Origin of the sequence: Enterobacter sp. 18A13, from assembly GCF_007035975.1 — a bacterium.
In the GTDB taxonomy this organism is placed as follows: domain Bacteria; phylum Pseudomonadota; class Gammaproteobacteria; order Enterobacterales; family Enterobacteriaceae; genus Enterobacter; species Enterobacter vonholyi.
Window position 1 is genome coordinate 3,572,489 of the sequence record NZ_AP019634.1, and the last position, 17,093, is coordinate 3,589,581.

21 protein-coding genes are annotated in these 17,093 nt (G+C 56.8%); 9 read left to right on the forward strand and 12 right to left on the reverse strand.

Going from position 1 to position 17,093, the window contains the following annotated elements; genetic code table 11:
- Nucleotides 1–227 precede the first annotated feature (227 nt).
- Both FOY93_RS17150 and FOY93_RS17155 read left to right on the forward strand, forming a co-directional pair.
- Complete coding sequence (locus FOY93_RS17150; RefSeq protein ID WP_136195161.1) at nucleotides 228–527, forward strand: type II toxin-antitoxin system RelE/ParE family toxin; 300 nt, start codon at nucleotides 228–230, stop codon at nucleotides 525–527.
- A 10-nt stretch (nucleotides 528–537) separates the two neighbouring features.
- A complete protein-coding gene (locus tag FOY93_RS17155; RefSeq protein ID WP_063408808.1) occupies nucleotides 538–885 on the forward strand; it encodes a HigA family addiction module antitoxin in 348 nt (115 codons plus the stop codon).
- Nucleotides 886–905: 20 nt separating this feature from the next.
- Here FOY93_RS17155 and FOY93_RS17160 read toward each other — a convergent pair whose 3' ends face one another.
- From FOY93_RS17160 to FOY93_RS17170, 3 genes are all read right to left on the reverse strand, one after another.
- Entirely contained in the window at nucleotides 906–1,424 is a 519-nt protein-coding gene (locus tag FOY93_RS17160) for a DUF6622 family protein (RefSeq protein WP_115876108.1), read from the reverse strand.
- An 85-nt stretch (nucleotides 1,425–1,509) separates the two neighbouring features.
- Nucleotides 1,510–2,691, reverse strand: a complete 1,182-nt coding sequence (locus FOY93_RS17165) for an aminotransferase-like domain-containing protein (protein WP_143345429.1) — start codon at nucleotides 2,689–2,691, stop codon at nucleotides 1,510–1,512.
- A 20-nt stretch (nucleotides 2,692–2,711) separates the two neighbouring features.
- Complete coding sequence (locus FOY93_RS17170; protein WP_136195158.1) at nucleotides 2,712–3,599, reverse strand: LysR family transcriptional regulator; 888 nt, start codon at nucleotides 3,597–3,599, stop codon at nucleotides 2,712–2,714.
- 97 nt (nucleotides 3,600–3,696) lie between these two features.
- Here FOY93_RS17170 and FOY93_RS17175 point away from each other — a divergent pair, with 97 nt between their 5' ends.
- Complete coding sequence (locus tag FOY93_RS17175; protein ID WP_023308908.1) at nucleotides 3,697–4,299, forward strand: short chain dehydrogenase; 603 nt, start codon at nucleotides 3,697–3,699, stop codon at nucleotides 4,297–4,299.
- Between the two features lie 116 nt (nucleotides 4,300–4,415).
- On the opposite strand, the gene FOY93_RS17180 is transcribed toward FOY93_RS17175, so the two are convergent.
- The 6 genes from FOY93_RS17180 to FOY93_RS17205 all read right to left on the reverse strand — a co-directional run bounded on the left by FOY93_RS17180 (nucleotide 4,416) and on the right by FOY93_RS17205 (nucleotide 11,985).
- The gene (locus FOY93_RS17180) at nucleotides 4,416–5,795 is read right to left on the reverse strand and encodes an amidohydrolase family protein (protein WP_136195157.1); all 1,380 of its coding nucleotides are present in this window, start codon (nucleotides 5,793–5,795) and stop codon (nucleotides 4,416–4,418) included.
- Between the two features lies 1 nt (nucleotide 5,796).
- Nucleotides 5,797–6,753: a carbamate kinase family protein gene (locus FOY93_RS17185; protein WP_133295008.1), complete on the reverse strand. Its 957-nt coding sequence runs from the start codon at nucleotides 6,751–6,753 to the stop codon at nucleotides 5,797–5,799.
- A complete protein-coding gene (locus tag FOY93_RS17190) occupies nucleotides 6,750–8,303 on the reverse strand; it encodes a xanthine permease (RefSeq protein ID WP_136195156.1) in 1,554 nt (517 codons plus the stop codon). Before FOY93_RS17190 ends, FOY93_RS17185 begins: the two co-directional genes overlap by 4 nt.
- Nucleotides 8,304–8,314: 11 nt before the next feature.
- Nucleotides 8,315–9,730 (reverse strand): YlbE family protein, encoded by a 1,416-nt coding sequence (locus FOY93_RS17195; protein WP_172621921.1) that lies wholly within the window; start codon nucleotides 9,728–9,730, stop codon nucleotides 8,315–8,317.
- The gene (gene fdrA, locus FOY93_RS17200) at nucleotides 9,730–11,271 is read right to left on the reverse strand and encodes an acyl-CoA synthetase FdrA (RefSeq protein ID WP_133295009.1); all 1,542 of its coding nucleotides are present in this window, start codon (nucleotides 11,269–11,271) and stop codon (nucleotides 9,730–9,732) included. Before fdrA ends, FOY93_RS17195 begins: the two co-directional genes overlap by 1 nt.
- A 108-nt stretch (nucleotides 11,272–11,379) precedes the next feature.
- A complete protein-coding gene (locus FOY93_RS17205) occupies nucleotides 11,380–11,985 on the reverse strand; it encodes an ankyrin repeat domain-containing protein (protein ID WP_133295010.1) in 606 nt (201 codons plus the stop codon).
- Nucleotides 11,986–12,305: 320 nt separating this feature from the next.
- Between FOY93_RS17205 and FOY93_RS17210 the strand changes: the two genes are divergently transcribed.
- The gene (locus FOY93_RS17210) at nucleotides 12,306–13,235 is read left to right on the forward strand and encodes a LysR substrate-binding domain-containing protein (RefSeq protein ID WP_143345430.1); all 930 of its coding nucleotides are present in this window, start codon (nucleotides 12,306–12,308) and stop codon (nucleotides 13,233–13,235) included.
- On the opposite strand, the gene FOY93_RS17215 is transcribed toward FOY93_RS17210, so the two are convergent.
- Nucleotides 13,232–13,390, reverse strand: a complete 159-nt coding sequence (locus FOY93_RS17215; RefSeq protein WP_115876117.1) for a YqaE/Pmp3 family membrane protein — start codon at nucleotides 13,388–13,390, stop codon at nucleotides 13,232–13,234. The two genes, FOY93_RS17210 and FOY93_RS17215, sit on opposite strands and share 4 nt — an antisense overlap.
- A gap of 181 nt (nucleotides 13,391–13,571) precedes the next feature.
- On the opposite strand from FOY93_RS17215, the gene FOY93_RS17220 reads away from it, so the two are divergent.
- The 3 genes from FOY93_RS17220 to FOY93_RS17230 all read left to right on the forward strand — a co-directional run bounded on the left by FOY93_RS17220 (nucleotide 13,572) and on the right by FOY93_RS17230 (nucleotide 14,661).
- The gene (locus FOY93_RS17220) at nucleotides 13,572–13,871 is read left to right on the forward strand and encodes an ArsR/SmtB family transcription factor (protein ID WP_111965890.1); all 300 of its coding nucleotides are present in this window, start codon (nucleotides 13,572–13,574) and stop codon (nucleotides 13,869–13,871) included.
- Between the two features lie 9 nt (nucleotides 13,872–13,880).
- A complete protein-coding gene (locus tag FOY93_RS17225; RefSeq protein ID WP_143345431.1) occupies nucleotides 13,881–14,402 on the forward strand; it encodes a rhodanese family protein in 522 nt (173 codons plus the stop codon).
- Between the two features lie 79 nt (nucleotides 14,403–14,481).
- Nucleotides 14,482–14,661, forward strand: a complete 180-nt coding sequence (locus FOY93_RS17230) for a YodC family protein (RefSeq protein WP_133295013.1) — start codon at nucleotides 14,482–14,484, stop codon at nucleotides 14,659–14,661.
- Nucleotides 14,662–14,699: 38 nt separating this feature from the next.
- Here the strand turns inward: FOY93_RS17230 and stpA are convergent, their stop codons facing one another.
- Entirely contained in the window at nucleotides 14,700–15,104 is a 405-nt protein-coding gene (gene stpA, locus FOY93_RS17235) for a DNA-binding protein StpA (RefSeq protein WP_127732086.1), read from the reverse strand.
- A gap of 495 nt (nucleotides 15,105–15,599) precedes the next feature.
- On the opposite strand from stpA, the gene alaE reads away from it, so the two are divergent.
- Nucleotides 15,600–16,049, forward strand: a complete 450-nt coding sequence (alaE, locus tag FOY93_RS17240; protein WP_133295014.1) for an L-alanine exporter AlaE — start codon at nucleotides 15,600–15,602, stop codon at nucleotides 16,047–16,049.
- A 32-nt stretch (nucleotides 16,050–16,081) separates the two neighbouring features.
- Here alaE and FOY93_RS17245 read toward each other — a convergent pair whose 3' ends face one another.
- Nucleotides 16,082–16,426 (reverse strand): DUF2002 family protein, encoded by a 345-nt coding sequence (locus FOY93_RS17245; protein WP_023308923.1) that lies wholly within the window; start codon nucleotides 16,424–16,426, stop codon nucleotides 16,082–16,084.
- 160 nt (nucleotides 16,427–16,586) lie between these two features.
- Here FOY93_RS17245 and FOY93_RS17250 point away from each other — a divergent pair, with 160 nt between their 5' ends.
- Nucleotides 16,587–16,913, forward strand: a complete 327-nt coding sequence (locus tag FOY93_RS17250) for an ElaB/YgaM/YqjD family protein (RefSeq protein ID WP_008502569.1) — start codon at nucleotides 16,587–16,589, stop codon at nucleotides 16,911–16,913.
- Nucleotides 16,914–17,093: the final 180 nt, after the last annotated feature.

Below are 17,093 nucleotides of genomic sequence, written 5' to 3' on the forward strand. Positions count from 1 at the left end.
CATTACCCGGCCTACATCCCCCCAGGCCCTTGCAAGCGCAGCGCCGCCGGGCATTAAACCGCACGCCAGAACTGGAACCTGCCTCGGAGGATTAATCTTTAGTCATGCATCCCACTTCCCTTCAGCCATCGCCCAGGTAATATTAACCGCAGACGAAACGCACTTGCGCACAGTGCAGGAGTGCATTACTATTCAGTCAGCTTCACGGACTGGAGCTCGCCAGCATTATGATTAGTTATTTTCGGGATCATTGGCTTGAGGATTTTTTTCTTTACGGCAGATCGAGCAATGTTATCCCTTCAAATCTGGAAACAGCGCTTGCGAGAAAGCTCGATATCATCAGGGCAGCAACCTCGCACAGGGATTTGCGATCGCCACCGGGTAATATGTATGAAGCATTGAATCCTCCGCTGAAGGGCTATTCCTCCATCCGGGTAAACAGGCAATACAGGCTCGTATTTCGCTGGACAGAGGGCAAAGCAGAAGATCTGTACCTCTCTCCACACAAGTACACGCAACACAAGTGAGGCATCATCTATGACACTTCAACAGGCACTCCGCAAACCCACCACGCCGGGCGACGTGTTGCAGTATGAGTATCTTGAACCGCTCAATCTGAAAATCAGCGATCTGGCGGAGATGCTCAATGTTCACCGCAACACCATCAGCGCGCTGGTCAATAACAATCGCAAGCTTACTGCCGATATGGCGATCAAGCTGGCAAAAGCCTTTGATACCACGATTGAATTCTGGCTGAACTTACAGCTGAACGTCGATATCTGGGAAGCGCAATCTAACGCCAGAACGCAGGAGGAACTAAGCCGTATAAAGACCGTTGCGGACGTCATGGCTAAGCGAAAATCTGGCCAACCGGATGTAGCCTGACCCGAACAGGCGCGGAGATCTTACTCCGCCGGGCGAGGTGCGGCGCTGTTATACACGCCAATATAACGCGCAAATTTCCCAATAAACACACCGGCAAACACGCCGCCGGAGACGATCGCCAGCGCGCTCATGGCAGGCTGCTGCATCGTCTGGGGAGAGACTGCGCTCATCACGCCCAGCACATACTTTACCCCGAACGCCAGCATCATAAACGGCAGCGCGGTGTAGTCCGCCTGGCGGTAAATGCTTCTCGGCGCCTCTGCGCGGGTGATAACCGCCTGCTTAATCAGAACATACCCCAGCGCGGCCCCGGCGAGGATCCCCGCCGTCCACAATGCGACTGTCCCGGGGGTTAACGTGCGGTAAACCACCAGATCGTAGATATCCCAGATTAGAAATATTGCCGGAATGATGGCAAGCCTCTCCAGCGAAACGGTGGCAGGCCTGCGGGCTTTAATGCCGCGAGAGATGAGGAAGATAAACAGCACCCACACCCAGACGGGCGTGTGCGTCACAACACCGATCAGAAATTCAAACATGGAGTTCTCCATGGACGATTGCGGCCCGTGCCGCCCTGAACGCGTATTGCGCATAACGGCAAAACCACCGTTATGCGCAGGTCTTTTACAGCGATTTTTTCAGGCGTTGAACCGCTTCCTTCAGCTCTTCATCCGTTGGGGTGACGAATGACATGCGCAGCGTTGAATGGTCTGGATCATTGCAGTAGAAAAATTCGCCCGGCACAAATACTACGCCGTTACTTAACGTTTTTTCCAGCCAGCGGGTGGTATTACTACCATTTTTCATATTCGCCCACAGGAACATGCCGCCCTTCGGCTTGTGGAAAGACATCACGTCGCCAAGCTCGGCCTCCAGCTCGGTTGCGAACGTCTGGTATTTCTGGCGATAGGCTTCGCGGATCGTTTTAATCTGAGCGGGCAGACGACCGGTTTTCAGGTACTCATACGTCATCAGCTGCGACAGCGTGCTGGTGTGCAGATCGGTGGTTTGCTTAAGGTTGACCACCGCACGCTTCAGCCACTCCGGTACCAGCACCCAGCCCACGCGGGTTCCGGGAGCGAGAATTTTGGAGAAGGTGGAGGTATACACCACGTTCTCTTCATTACCGATATCTTTGGCGTGAGCAATCAACGGGCGGAACACTTCGTCGGTGTAATTAATTTCGCTGTACGGATCGTCTTCAATAATCACGAAGTCATAGCGCTTCGAGAGTTCCACCAGCTGTTTACGACGCGCCTCAGAAAGCGTCACGCCGCCAGGATTACCAAAGGTTGGAACGATATAGACCGCTTTGATGGTTTTCTTTGCCACCAACGCCTCAAGTTCATCAACCTTCATGCCGTCGCCGTCGGTGCCAACGGATTCAAAATTCGCCTGCGCCAGGCCGAATACCTGCAGCGCAGCAAGATAGGTTGGACGCTCGACGACGACAATATCGCCCGGATTAATCAAAGCACGCGCCAGCACGTCGAGGGACTGCTGTGAACCAGAGGTCACGACCACATCATCCGCCTTACAGCGAATGCCTCGCCCCTCGCAAATACGCTGAATCTCTTCCCGCAGTCCCGGCACGCCTTCGGTCAGGCCGTACTGGAATGCCTCGCCAAAATGCTGAGATAACACGGCATCAGCGGCAATTTTCAGGCCTTCGTGATCGAACAAGGCCGGATTCGGAATCCCCCCACCGAGCGAAATGACGCCGGCCATTTTGCTATGTTTTAATAATTCACGGATGGCAGATGATTGCAGGCCCTGCGCGCTGCTGGCGAGTTTACTCACAGACATTCTTTGCTTACCTTCTTTTTTTATAGTGTGCCCAATCTTAGCAGAATATGGGCGATAAATTCCGTAAGCTTAGGCAGTTGACGTAAATCCTGACGCCACAATAAATGCACGGGTCTCGGCGCCGGAATATACTCTTCCAGCACCCGCACCAGCCTGCCGCTTTCCAGATCTTCCGCCACCAGCACCTCCGGCTGCAGCAGCAGTCCCGCTCCGGCTCTCGCGGCCATCCGGAGCCCGTAGCCGTCATTACATTTTAAGACCGCATCCCGCTTCCAGCGCACCTCGCCCTCGACGCCCGGCAGCCGCCACTCGTTGCGCGCGGTCCACACGCTGTGGGACAGGCAGAGATGATCCACCAGATCGGCAGGGGTTTGCGGCGTACCGTAGCGTGCCAGGTAGTCCGGCGCGGCGCAGATAACCATCCGGTAAGGGCAGAGGTATTTCGCCACCAGATCGTCGTTGTGAATGTCGCCAATACGAATGGCCAGATCGATACCCTCCTCCACCAGATCCACCATCCGGTTGGTGAGATCCAGCTCGATGCGCACTTCCGGGTAGCATTGTAAAAAAGAGGCCGTAAGCGGCGCGATCGCGCTGCCGCCAAACGAGGTGGGCGCCGTCACGCGCAGGGTGCCTGACGGTGCGGCGCGCAGGCGTTCCACGGCGCTTTCGGCGATCGCGACCTGCTCCAGCACCCGCTTCGCCTCGTCGAAATAGACCCGTCCGGCGTCGGTCAGGCTCTGGCGCCGTGTGTTACGCTCCAGCAGGCGGGTGCCAAGCTGGGATTCCAGCAGCGCAACGTACTTCCCCACCATCACCGCCGACATCTCGAGCCGTGCTGCCGCGCCGGTGAAGCTGCCGCTTTCAACCACCGCAATAAAGGTCTCCATGCTGCGAAGCTTATCCATATTCCAAACCTCTGGTTAGCAATCTTCTAACTTTAGCCCAGTTTATCCGTATTTTAATTTATTAAAGAATGAAGGCTCACAACAGAAGGAGTCGGCTATGAAAATCGTCATTATTGGTGCCAGCGGTACGGTTGGTCGTGCGGTAACGGAAGAGCTGAGTCGTCGCCACGAGGTCATCCGCGTCGGCCGCACGCAGGGCGACGAGCAGGTAGATATCACCTCTCAGGCGAGCGTTCAGGCGCTGTTCGAGAAAATCGGTCCGGTGGATGCCATTGTGTCCGCCAGCGGTGGCCTCTACTTTGGCCCGCTCGCGACCATGAAAGATAGCGACTTTAACCAGGGGCTACAGGATAAGCTGCTGGGACAGGTGCGCCTGGCGCTGACCGGCCAGCACTACCTGAACGAAGGCGGCTCGATTACGCTGATAAGCGGAATTGTGGCGCACGAGCCGATTGCGCAGGGCGTAAATGCCACCACGGTGAATGCGGCGCTGGAAGGGTTTGTTCGCGCCGCAGCCTGCGAATTGCCGCGCGGGATCCGCATCAACCTGATTAGCCCGACGGTTCTCACCGAATCCGTCGAAACGTACGATGGCTTCTTCCCGGGCTTCGAAAGCGTGCCTGCCGCGACGGTGGCGCAAGCCTATCGCCGCAGCGTGGAAGGCGTGCAGAGCGGGCGGGTATACAAGGTCGGCTACTAAGCCGTGCGCGCGGCGATCGGCACCAGCATCGGGCGTGGAAGCTGCGCTTACCCGGCCTACAGAAGTGCGGCCTGATGCCATCCCCCCTCTCCCACAGGGAGAGGGAGAAATGCACATCAACCCACAACGCCCCAGACGAGGTTGCCCTTGTGGAACGTTGCGGTACGCGGGGAAATGCGCGCCACGGCTTCGGCGGAACAGGAGGCGTCCACCAGCACAAAGCTGGCGTCATCCTGCACTTTCGGCCACACGCGCTCCCCTTTGTCGTTCAGCGGCAGCACGTCGCCGGTCGCAATCCCCAGCGCGCGGGAGAGCGTCTGCTCGTTCGGGCGGATGTAGAGCTGGGCGTAAAGATTGGCTTTCTCCAGCATGTCCCCCAGACCGTACGGCGACCAGTGGTCGATCACGCTGTCGGTGCCGGTCATCACAAACACGCCCTTGTCCCGCAGCTGCTTCAGCGGCATATGCAGGGTGCCAATCGGCACGGTCGAAGCGATGGTCACCTGCTGCGCCGCCATGCGGGTGGCGATCTCATCCACCTGCTGTTCGTTGAGCGTCGCCAGCGCGAAGGCGTGGCTGATGGTGAGTTTCCCCTTCAGCGCCGGCGTTTTCTCCACGGTTTCGACCATGTAGTTCACCGCCGCCACGCCCGCAGGGCTGGTTTCGTGCAGGTGAATGTCCACCCCTTTGTCGTAGTCCAGCGCAATCTGAAACATCAGATCGAGAGATTTCTCCATCGCGCTGTCGACGTTGGTTGGATCCAGCCCGCCCACGTAGTGCGCCCCGGCCTGCATCGCCTCGCGCATCAGCTTTTCAGAATTCGACAGCAGCAGCCCGTGCTGCGGGAAGGCGACGATTTCGCAGTCAAAACCAGGTTTGCGGCGCGCCAGGACCGCCTGCAAATTTTCCAGGTTTTTCAGACCGGAAACCGGCTCAATATTGCAGTGGCTGCGGGCGATGGTGGAGCCTTTCGACTGGATCAGGTCGATCAGCTTTTCCGCACGCTCCTGGGTGTAGGGCTGCAGCTCAGGCAACAGCTTTTGTTCCAGGCGGATCATATCCTGAATCGTGGTGCCCGCCGGGCGGTTGAGCGATCGCCACGGGCCGCCGTAGAAGGTTTTATCCAGGTGGATGTGCATGTCGCGCATTGCCGGGAGCATCAGCTTGTTGCCCGCATCGTAGTGCGGCAGCGTGACGTCGGCGTGGCGCTTGTTGTCGTGCAGGGCGACGATCTTCCCGTCCTTGATCTCCAGCGTTTTCAGCTCGGTACGGGTGCTCGTCGCCACGCCGCCGTGGAAGTTAAACCCGGCTTCGAGCAGCACGTTGTCCAGATAGTAATGTTTCGCGGTGATATTCATAGATTTACCGGTCTCGCAGAGTGGCTTTGCGGAGTCAGCAGCATACGCGACGGATCCGGTCGCACCAAACAGCGCGCAGGCGGTCACCATTTTACCGCTCTGGCTGATAAATTCACGGCGGCTTTTGTTTTCACTCATCTTATCTTCCTTCATTCACAATATGGGTACCGGTTTCCCCGCGCAGCGCGGCGGGCAGGCAGTCTGGCGAGGTGATGATCACCCGCTTGCCACCGTGGTGTAAAAATTCCAGCGAGGCGACGATTTTGGGCAGCATGCTGCCCGCCGGGAAATGACCTTCTTCCATGTAGTGCGTCATCTCCGCTACGTCGACGGTCTCCAGCGCCTGTTGATTTGGCTTACCGAAGTTGACACACACCTTTTCCACGCCGGTGGTAATCACCAGCACGTCGGCGCCGATCTCGCGCGCCAGCAGCGCAGTGGAGAGATCTTTATCAATCACCGCGTCGACGCTCTGGTAATCGCCCTGCGCCGAGCGCACCACGGGAATACCGCCGCCGCCCGCGCCGATCACCACGAAGCCTTTTTGCGTCAGTGTCTTGATCGCGTCGGCCTCGACAATGCGCAGCGGCTGCGGGGAGGCCACCACGCGACGATATCCCCGGCCCGAATCTTCAACAAAGTGCCAGTCCGGGTGCGCGAGCTGCAGTTCGTCGCGCTGCGCCTCGCTGAAGAACGCGCCGATCGGCTTCGTGGGGTGCGCAAAGCCGGGATCGTTTTTATCCACTTCCACCTGCGTGACGACCGTGACCGCCTTTTGCTCGCCGCGCGCGGCAAGGCGGTTGTTCAGCGCCTGCTGGATCAGGTAGCCAATGCCGCCCTGGGTGTCCGCCACGCAGTTTGCCAGCGGGGTCAGCGGGAGCCCTTCCCGCTCGTGGGCGATTTCGGCACGGCGCAGATCCAGCCCCACCTGAGGGCCGTTGCCGTGGGTGAGCACGATGTCATAGTCGGAGGCCAGCATTTCCAGCACCGACTCTGCCACCGCTTTCACCGCCTGCGCCTGATGTTCAACCGACTGGCTGGCGTTGTCTTTGATAATGCTGTTGCCGCCGATGGCAACGACCATAAGCTCTTTCATACGTGTTCCTTCGCAACAGTACCCGACGCAGCGCTCGCCGCTTCACGGCTATCCAGCACATGCTTCACCACAAACATGCCGCCCATCATCAGATACGCGGTGACGAACATCAGCGAACTGCCTTCGGCAAAGCCCACCACCGGGGCGTGGATCACCCCGAACAGCGCCAGCAGTGCCCCGCCCGCCGCAGCCACGGCACCGCGCAGCGGTTTGTTGATGATGGCAAAAATGGCGATACAGCCCCACAGCATGCTGGCGAGCGGTGCCCCGTTCCCCAGATGGACTAATCCTTCGTAGTAGATCCCTTTGCTGTGCAGCACGTCGGTACCGATTTTGGCGGCATTCGTGCCCGCCGCTCCCATCACGCTGTTCATCATGGTCAGCGCCCAGTTGGCGATCCACGGGAACAGGCAGATGAAGATCACCGGCACTTCCACCTTCGGCGTTTCCCTCACCACCTGGTTGGCGGTGACCACGCCGATAAACACCAGAATCGGCACGATGGCGGTCATCGGAATGATGGCGAGCATAAATGCCCCCAGCCCGAACAGCGGCACGATGAACATGGTCACGCCGGAGGCCAGCGTGTAGCCGATGCTGGCCCCCATCGCTTTCCAGCCGGGATGGCCGACGTAAACCGTCACCGGGAATGGGTTCCCCATCAGGCAGCCGAGCATGGAGGCCAGACCGTTCGCCAGCATGACTTTACGCGTCGGGTATTCATCCCCCGCCGCGTGGGCGCTTTCGATGTTCTCCAGGTCAAAGATGTAGTTCGCCAGCCCCAGCGGTACGGCAGAGGCAAGATACGGCAGCGCGTGCGGCAGGCCCTGCAGGAAGCCCTCCACATGCACCTGCGGCGGGTTAAAGCCGAAGGATGACATGGACGCTTTAATCGCTTCCGGGCTCTGCAGGCCGGAGATCCACGCCAGTGCGGTACCGGCTATCAGCAACAGCAGGCCGGTAGGAATTCTGGCGAAAATCGGCTTTTTGCCGAACCAGTTGATGAAGATCAGCAGCAGGACGATGAACGATACGGTCGGCGCTTCAAACGCCTGCAGCATCGGGTTCATCGCCAGCAGCAGCAGGCCTAAACCGGACAGGCATGACAGCAGCACGGTGCGCGGGATCATCTTGCGGATGGTTTCGCCCAGGAATGAACCGCCCGCAAGAATCATCGCCTCAACGAAGCACCAGACCAGGCCAATCTGAATAGCGAACTCCGCATCGCCCGTTTGCTGATACACCGGCATCAGCACCAGGAAGGTCACGGTAAAAATTGACGGCGCGCTGGGGCCGGACGGCAGCGCGGTGACGTCCGTGCGCCCGGTCTGGCGCGCCATCTGCATGCCGAACCACGCGTAGCAGATACTCGCGGCCAGCACCGCCAGCCCGAAGGCCGGCGCGATGCGTCCATAAACAATCTCCTTCGGGATGCCGACGACAAAAATGAGCAACCCCATCATGGTCAGCAAATTGGTCAGGTTGTTGGTCATCAACCCGAAATAAGCCGCCCAGTCACCTCTTTTCCACTCCAGCTTCATATTTTTCATGGATGCATGCCTTATAAAAAGTAGCGATCGCGGAAGGTCAACAGCGCCTTTTCAAAACAGCTAAACGGCGGGTGAACGATGCCCGCCCCAATCATGCCGATGCCCGCGTCTTTGTGCGCAATGGCGGTATTGATGACCGGCAGAATGCCGCTGCCAGCGACCTTCGTGATGTCGATGGCGGTCGGAATGCCCATAAACGAGAGCAGTGGAATGGTGACGTTCGGATTTTCGCCGAGGGTGATTTCGCGCATCTGGCGGGAGAAGTCGATGGCTTCCTCCACCGTCCCGCCCACCAGGGCGACAATCGCCGGGGCCGTCGCCATCGCAAAGCCGCCGATGCCGTAGGTTTCGGTAATGGCGCTGTCGCCGATGTCCAGCCCGGAGTCTTCCGGCTTATAGCCCGCGAACATCGGGCCGATCACCTGCTGCGCCGGGCCGGTGAACCACTGCCCCGGAAGCCCCGAAACGCGCAGGCCGAATTCGTAGCCGTTGCGCGCCATGGTGGTAACCACGGTGCTGTATTCAATGCCGTGGGCGGCGTCCAGCGCGGCTTTACACATCGCCATCCACGTCGGGCCGGAGAAGTAGTCGCTGCTGGCAACAAACTCGAACACCTCGCGCTGCTGCTCCACCGGATAGCCCGCCTGAATTAGCCCCGGCGTCAGCGCCTGGATCAGCAGCGTGGTGCCCGCGTTATTGCGGTTGTGGCACTCGTCGCCCATGTGCAGCGCCTGGGCCAGCATCAGGCGCAGGTCGATTTCGCCGATAATCTTCATCGCGTCGCGCAGCATCGGGCCGAGCACGTCGCGCATCCAGTTCAGTCGGTCAATGACGCTCTGGTCGTTGGCCCCCATGCGCAGGATCTTCGCCATCTGCTCGCTAAGGTTGGTGAACGCGCGGTTGCCGTAGGTTTTGTTTTCAACGATGTGCATAAACATCGACGCGGAGGTGACGCCCGCCATGGAGCCCACGCAGTCGTGCTCGTGGCACGGCGAGAAGGCGATCTTCCCGGAGGCGGCAAGTCGCGCCGCGTCGTCCAGATCTTTCGCCAGCCCTTCAAACACCAGCGCCCCGGTGACCGCGCCCTTCATCGCGCCGCACATGTTTTCCCAGGAGACAGGCGGACCGGCGTGCAGAATGGTGGTGCGGGTCATCCCCGGCACAACGTTAATCGCCTGGTCATAGCCCACCAGTACCGGATGAGACTGAATAATGCGCTCAAGGGCGATTTGGTTGGCGGCGGCGATTTTCTCCGCCAGCGGTTTTTCCGCCAGCTGGTCGAGCGCTTCAACGACCTGCATATTGCCCTGCCCCGGCGGCGTCCAGTCGAGCTGGGTCACGGGAACGTGCTGCTTTTTAAGATCGTCGCTGAACATCGCGAGACCCACGTTAATGACGCTCAGCGGCTGGTTAAATAAGGTGGTCATTATGCGTTCTCCCCTTTGCAGACAAATTCGCGTGCCAGTAATCCGGTATTGGTGCTGCTGCTGGCCCAGATGACGCCGGCGTCGGTCAGCAGCTGACACTGCTGCGCCAGCGACTGCGGATCCTGGTCGGTGCCGAGCACGTAGCCGAGGATCTCCAGCGGACGGTTATCGGCCTTCGCGATGGCCTGTGCTTCTTTAATGGCGTCGATCATCACGCCGACCGGATCCTCGTGGGCGCCGAAGCCGAGCACAAAGTCCATCACAATCACCCCGACTTCCGGGTCGCGAGCCTCCTGCAGCAGGCGGCTGATGCGGTTGGTCGGGTCAATCATCGGGTGCGGCTTGCCGTTGGTGAAATCGTCATCGCCAAAATCGAGGAAAGTGTGGGCTTTACTGACGCTGATGTCGCTCAGGCGCTTAGCCGGATCCGGCTGGATGTTGCTGTAAACGTCGTCGAATTTCGCAAGCGCGGCAAACATCGCCTCGTCGCACAGGGTGCCGCCGCAGAACAGGCCGCGAATGTACTTCTGCTGCGGGGTCAGGCGAGCGCGCACCTCTTCAATTAATGGCCAGTTGAGCGGGTGCAGATCGAGGGACTCTTTTTTGATGCCGGTGAGCAGGACGGCCTTCAGCGCCGCCTCTTTGGTGCCGCGCGCGAACTGCAGTCCGTCCTCATCGGCGGGCGGTTCATTGCGACCGAGGAAGCACGCGATCACGGGCTTACGACAGGCGCGCGCGCGGGCCAGCACTTTCTCCGCCACCGCTGGCGCGGGCGGCTTGGAGATCAGCGCAATCACCTCTGTGCCCTCGTCGGCTTCCAGCATGTCGATGGCGTCGAGCATCATCAGGCCGCCGATCTTCTCGCTGAGATCGCGCCCGCCGGTGCCAATCAGCTGCGACACGCCGCCGCCGAATTCATGGATGCGCACGCTTAGCTCCTGGCTGCCGGTGCCGGATGCGCCGACGATACCAATCGGTCCGCGACGCACCGCGTTGGCGAAGCACAGTCCCGCGCCGTTGATGATGGCAGTGCCACAGTCCGGCCCCATCATCAGCAGTCCTTTCCGGTGCGCGAGCTGCTTCAGAGCCAGCTCGTCGTCAAGCGACACGTTATCGGAAAACAGCATCACGTTGAGATCGTTTTCCAGCGCCTGACGCGCTTCGCGGGCGGCGAAGGTACCGTTGACGGAAATGACCGCGAGGTTGCTGTCCGGGCGATGGGTTTTGGCGCTGGCAATCGTCGCGTAGCGCGCTTCATGGGAGCCCGCGCTCTCTTTACGCGTGAACAGCGCTTCAATAGCGGCCAGCGTTTCTTCACTCGCCGCGTCGCCTTTAATGACGATTATCAGGTCACCGTTTTTCGCCTCATTTAATTCCGGCGTTAAAAGCCCGAGGTTTTTTAAAACGCCCTTATTCATTTCCGTTGCCATGGCGACAAAGGCCTGTTCGACGCCCGGCAATTTATTGGCTTTAGTGGAAACGGACATTAACGATACGGAGTCAAAATAGGTGTTCTTTTTAATCACGATTTTCGTTGGCATTATTTGCACCTGTTCGCGGATAAAAGGGGGCCGCCGTCGTGCAAAATGCACGTCGGTAAAAATGTTTTATTTAATTAGCGGCCAGCCGGAACGGGCTGACCGACCGTCTTACGCGCCCGCCGCCAGCAGCAGGTCTGCAATCTCGGTGAAGCCTTTCTCCCGCGCCAGTTCGAGCGGGGTTTTGCCGTATTTGTCGGTCATATGCGGGTTCGCGCCGTGCTCGAGCAGCAGCTTCACGATCGCCTGCTGCTTTGCGCCGCCGTCGTTGAGTACGATGGCTTCCAGCAGCGGCGTCCAGCCGACAAAATTGGTGTGGTTAACGTTGATATCGGTTTTTTCCAGCAGCTCGCGGACGATCTCCACGTGCCCTTTTTCACTGGCAGGCGTAATGCCCACGCCGCCAAAACGCGTCAGACGGTCGAGATCCGGGTTCGCGGGTAATACCAGCCGCAGGAGAGTTAAATCGTTCGTCAGGCAGCTAATCAGGAAAGGGTTAAAGCAGGTCTGATCCTGTTTATCAATATCCGCCCCGGCGGCAATTAAGAACTCCACGCAGGCATAATGTTTTTTCAGGCTGGCAATAATAACGGCGGTTCTTTTCTGGCGGTTCGTGGCGTTAATATCCACGCCCTTCTCCAGACAGGCTTTTAGCGCATCGCTATTGCCCTCTTCTGCCGCCAGCAAAAATTCCGTAACCAGTTCAGTTGCAGACATATTCAGACTCCCGATGTTTTTATTTCTGTTGACCTGAGAATAGCAACAGCCTGGTCATAAAAGAATCCGCTTAAAAATGATTCATCGACAGACAATTCATTGTTGAGTTAAATTCAATAAACCGGTCAAAACGTGCGTCTGTGCAACCTTTTTCTTATGTTTAACCGCTTTTTAGCGTGTCAAAACGCATTATGCTTATGTCTGGAAAAGCCTTGTATGGCGAGGCATTGATGAAATAGCCAGAACTGTGATCGGCTTCAAATGCGTTGTAACGACGCTGTTAAAATATGTTCAAAACTGATGGCTGAAGGGAGTGAGATATGAATTCCATCTTTACCGAGGAGAACCTGCTGGCCTTTACCACCGCCGCACGCTTCGGCAGCTTCAGCAAAGCCGCCGCCGAACTGGGTGTAACGACCTCCGCCATCAGTTACACCATTAAGCGCATGGAGACCGGGCTGGACGTGGTGCTGTTCGTCCGCAGCACGCGCAGCATTGAGCTGACCGAATCCGGCTTTTACTTTTACCGCAAAGCCACCGACCTGCTTAACGACTTTCACGCCATAAAGCGCGGGATTGATACCATTTCACAGGGCATCGAGGCGCGTGTACGCATCTGTATCAACCAGCTGTTGTATACGCCGCGCCATACCGCGCGGCTGCTACAGGTGCTGAAAAAGCAGTTCCCCACCTGTCAGATCACCGTCACCACCGAGGTCTACAACGGCGTCTGGGACTCCATTATCAACAACCAGGCCAACATCGCGATTGGCGCGCCGGACACGCTGCTCGACGGCGGCGGAATTGACTACACCGAAATCGGCGCCATTCGCTGGGTGTTTGCCATCGCGCCGGAGCACCCGCTGGCGTTCGTTCCGGAACCGATAGCGGAAAGCCAGCTGCGCCTTTATCCCAACATCATGGTGGAAGATACCGCGCACACCATTAACAAAAAGGTCGGCTGGCTGCTGCACGGGCAGGAGGCGATTCTGGTGCCGGACTTTAACACCAAGTGTCAGTGTCAGATCCTGGGAGAAGGGATAGGTTTTTTACCGGAGTATATGGCGCGGGAAGCGGTGGAAGACGGGCAGCTGGTGACGCGGCGTATCAATAACCCGCGTCAGGATTCGCGCATGCTCCTCGCCACGCAGCATGCCGCAACCGGTCAGGTCACGCGCTGGATCAAACAGCAGTTTGGCCCCCAGGGCGTGCTGACCGGGATCTACAGCGACTTACTCTGGCGTACTTAGTTCTTACTCTGAATCCAGAAGGCGTGGATAAGACCCGGGATGTAGCCCAGCAGCGTCAGAATAATGTTGATAATAAACGCCCAGCCAAATCCTTTGCCTAACAGCACGCCCAGCGGCGGCAACAGGATAGTAAAAACAATACGCCAAAAACCCATATCAAAACTCCGTGCAAGCTAATCCATTGAAAATAATAAAGAGAACTCTTTGTAAGCATAGCCAGCTTACCTGTCTGCGCCAGTTTTCTGCCCCGCGTTTACCCTCTTTTACGCTTGTGACGCTGGTTTAATATATCGGATTAGTTTAGCATTAACTTAATTAAGAAAAGCCTAAACTAATATGACTGAACTCGAACAGCTTCAGGCCAGCGCCGAGCAGGCCGCCACACTTTTAAAAGCGATGAGCAACCCGCGTCGGCTGCTGATCCTCTGCACCCTGTGCGGAGCGCCCGGCACCAGCGCGGGAGAACTGGCGCGAGCCACGGGGCTTAGTCCTTCCGCCACGTCGCAGCATCTGGCGCGCATGCGTGAGGAAGGTCTGATCGACAGCACCCGCGACGCGCAGCGCATTCTCTATTTCATTAAAAAAGATGCGGTGCATCAGCTCATCAGCACCCTGAAAAAGCTTTATTGCCCGTAAGGAGCCGCTATGTCACTTCCCCGTATTTCGCCGCGCGAGGCCAGTGCCCGCATCGCTGAAGGCGCAAAACTGATTGATATTCGTGATGCCGATGAGTACGCCCGCGAGCATATTCCCGCCGCGCGGTCCGTGCCGCTGGGTACCTTACCCGGTGGACTTAAAACGCAGGCGGGCGAAACGGTGATTTTTCACTGCCAGTCCGGCGCCCGTACCTCAGGCAATGCCGATCGCCTGGCGCAGTCTGCCGTTCCCGCTCAGGCATTTGTTGTCGAAGGGGGCATTCAGGGCTGGAAGCAGGCCGGGCTGCCGACTGTCGAAGACAAATCTCAGCCGCTGCCGCTGATGCGTCAGGTGCAAATTGCCGCCGGGCTGTTGATACTCTGTGGCGTGGTTCTGGGCTATAGCGTCTCCAGCGGCTTTTTCCTGCTCAGCGGCTTTGTCGGTGCCGGGCTGCTGTTTGCGGGTGTGACGGGCTTTTGCGGCATGGCGCGGCTGCTTAAGGTGATGCCATGGAACCGACGTACCTCATAAGCAGTAATCGGTGAAATACGCTGTACCCGGCGTCATGCGTGGGCTAAGGTGAAGATCGCTAAAACGATGAGGAGGTAATATGTTTTCTGTCGGTGATTATGTGCAACCGCGTAAAGGCGGCCCGAAACTGAAAGTGCTCGAAGTGAACGGTGACAGCATTGTGGCGGTCCAGGCCAGCAATGAGCAAGGTGAGAAATATACGCTGAAAGCCGCCGATGTTGCGCCGTATAGCGAAGAAGGTGATTTCGGCGTCTGCTGAACAGATAACCGGGCGGCATGTTCCGCCCGGTCAACGCATTAGATTAGAAAATCATCCAGTGATTTACCGTTTTCCAGCGCGCTGGCGATAGGCTTCGGCGTGCGGCCCTGACCGGTCCACGTTTTCTCTTCACCGTTCTGGTCAATAAAGCGATATTTTGCTTCACGCGGCTTACGCTTTTTCGCTTGCTTACCCGCCAGCGCCAGTTCAGAGCCCAGCAGATCGGTCGGTGAAATACCATCGGCTTTCATCAGTTCCAGCAGGGCATTAATTTTTTCCTGCTGCTCGGCGCGCTGCTGCTCTAATTCCGTCAGTTCACTCCGTTTCTCTTCAGTAACGACCCTGACCTTTTCCAGCATTTCCTCAAGAACGTCCAGGGATAATTCACGCGCCATAGCGCGCAGGGTTCGGATATTATTAAGATTCTGTAACGTCAAAGACATATTATTTGAAAACCTTTTCTTTGGGGTAAATAGATAAAGCGCCGACAGAATAATTCATTTGAGTTGAAATATCTACCCAGGGGTCCGTATGGGCATCAGTGTAAATATATTAAAATCTCATTGCGAATAATAGCGCACGGGGCTGCCAGGAAACAGGGGAATCTAATCACCGCATTAATATAAATGGTCAACTTTACTCCAAATCGCAGCATACTTCGCCGCTGTCAGAAGGCGGATTCGTCGCCTGCGCCATCAAAAAAACCAACATATTGATTTTGATATAAAAAAAGCCAAGCGAGAGAGATTATAACGATCGGAGCAAAAAACGAACAATTTTAGAGAATTTTGTGGACAAAAGTCGATTAAATAAAAATTAATCACTAGTTGTTAGTTCAAACTCAGAGATATACGCTATACACGTCAAACAAACCAACCTAAAGCACTATGCGCCGAAGGGAAATCGTTTCTTTTGTGTTCTTCTCAAGGAGTTCAGACATGTTCTCGCCGCAATCTCGCCTGCGCCACGCGGTGGCGGATACCTTCGCGATGGTTGTTTACTGTTCCGTCGTGAACATGCTGATTGAAATATTCCTCTCCGGAATGTCCTTCGAGCAGTCATTTTCTTCTCGTCTGGTGGCGATCCCGGTCAATATTATTATTGCATGGCCTTACGGATTATACCGCGATGCGGTAATGCGTTTCGCACGTCAAATTAGTCCTGCAGGCTGGGTGAAAAACCTGGCAGACGTCCTGGCGTATGTAACGTTCCAGTCGCCGGTTTACGTGGCAATTCTTCTGACAGTCGGTGCAGACTGGCACCAGATCGCTGCGGCAGTAAGTTCGAATATTGTCATTTCGATGCTGATGGGAGCCGTTTACGGCTATTTCCTCGACTACTGCCGCCGCCTGTTTAAGGTCAGCCAGTACAGCCAGGCAAAAGCGTGATGTGAAGCGACTGGCGCACGCCAGTCGCGGATTTACTGTACGTCGCCAAACAGTCCCTTCAAAAATCGCTCCAGCGCCATACGTGAACTGAAACCGTGCGGAATACCATAATGCTCATGCCGTTCACCGCCTAAATAGAGCGGAAATTGCTGATAATGATCGCAGGTTTTAATATCCGAGGCAGGCTCAGCAAATGACAGGCTTCTGTCTTTCAGCGTCGGGTGAATAATGAGAGCGGTACGTCCCATTCTTGCTTCGCGATTAACATAAACATAATTCTCGCCGCGGCGATATCCATACGCTTTTGGCGTCACCTCATCCATGGTGAATCCCTCTTTTTCAAGAACGCGTGCCACCTCGTCAGGTCGTAAATACATATCTTTTCCTCGTTATCTTTTCCTGCCCGGCAACCTTACAGTATTCAGCAATAGCAGGGCTTTCAGAATAGTCCATAAACTGCCGGATAACGCGTGATGGGCTTCAGATATTAAATTTCTGAACTAAACTGAACGGGAACACAAAATTACGGAGGATCGCATGTTTAACAGACCGAACCGAAACGATATTAACGACGACGCTCAGGATATTCGTAATGATGTCAGCCAATTAGCGGATACGCTGGAAGAGGTGCTGAAGTCCTGGGGAAGTGACGCGAAGGACGAAGCGGATGCCGCAAAGCGTAAGGCTCAGTCTCTGCTCCGTGAAACCCGCGCACGTTTAAACGGCCGCACGCGTACGACACAGGCTGCCTGCGATGCGGTCAGCTGCGCAACGACCTTCGTGCGCGAGAAACCGCTCTGTACGCTCGGCACGGTAGCGGCAGTCGGTATCTTCGTGGGCGCTCTGCTTAGCCTGCGTAAATAACCCGATCGCGCACCGTTATCTGCCCCGGTGGTCAGTAGCTGCCGGGGCTTTTCTTTATCTTCTCGCCTGTAAAACCCGTATAGCCTGCCCTGCCCCGCTGGGCTCATCATCGGGACATCACCAATCTAAATTTCCCATATCTTGTATGGTTGAAACTTAAGGCAACTACATCTAGTATTC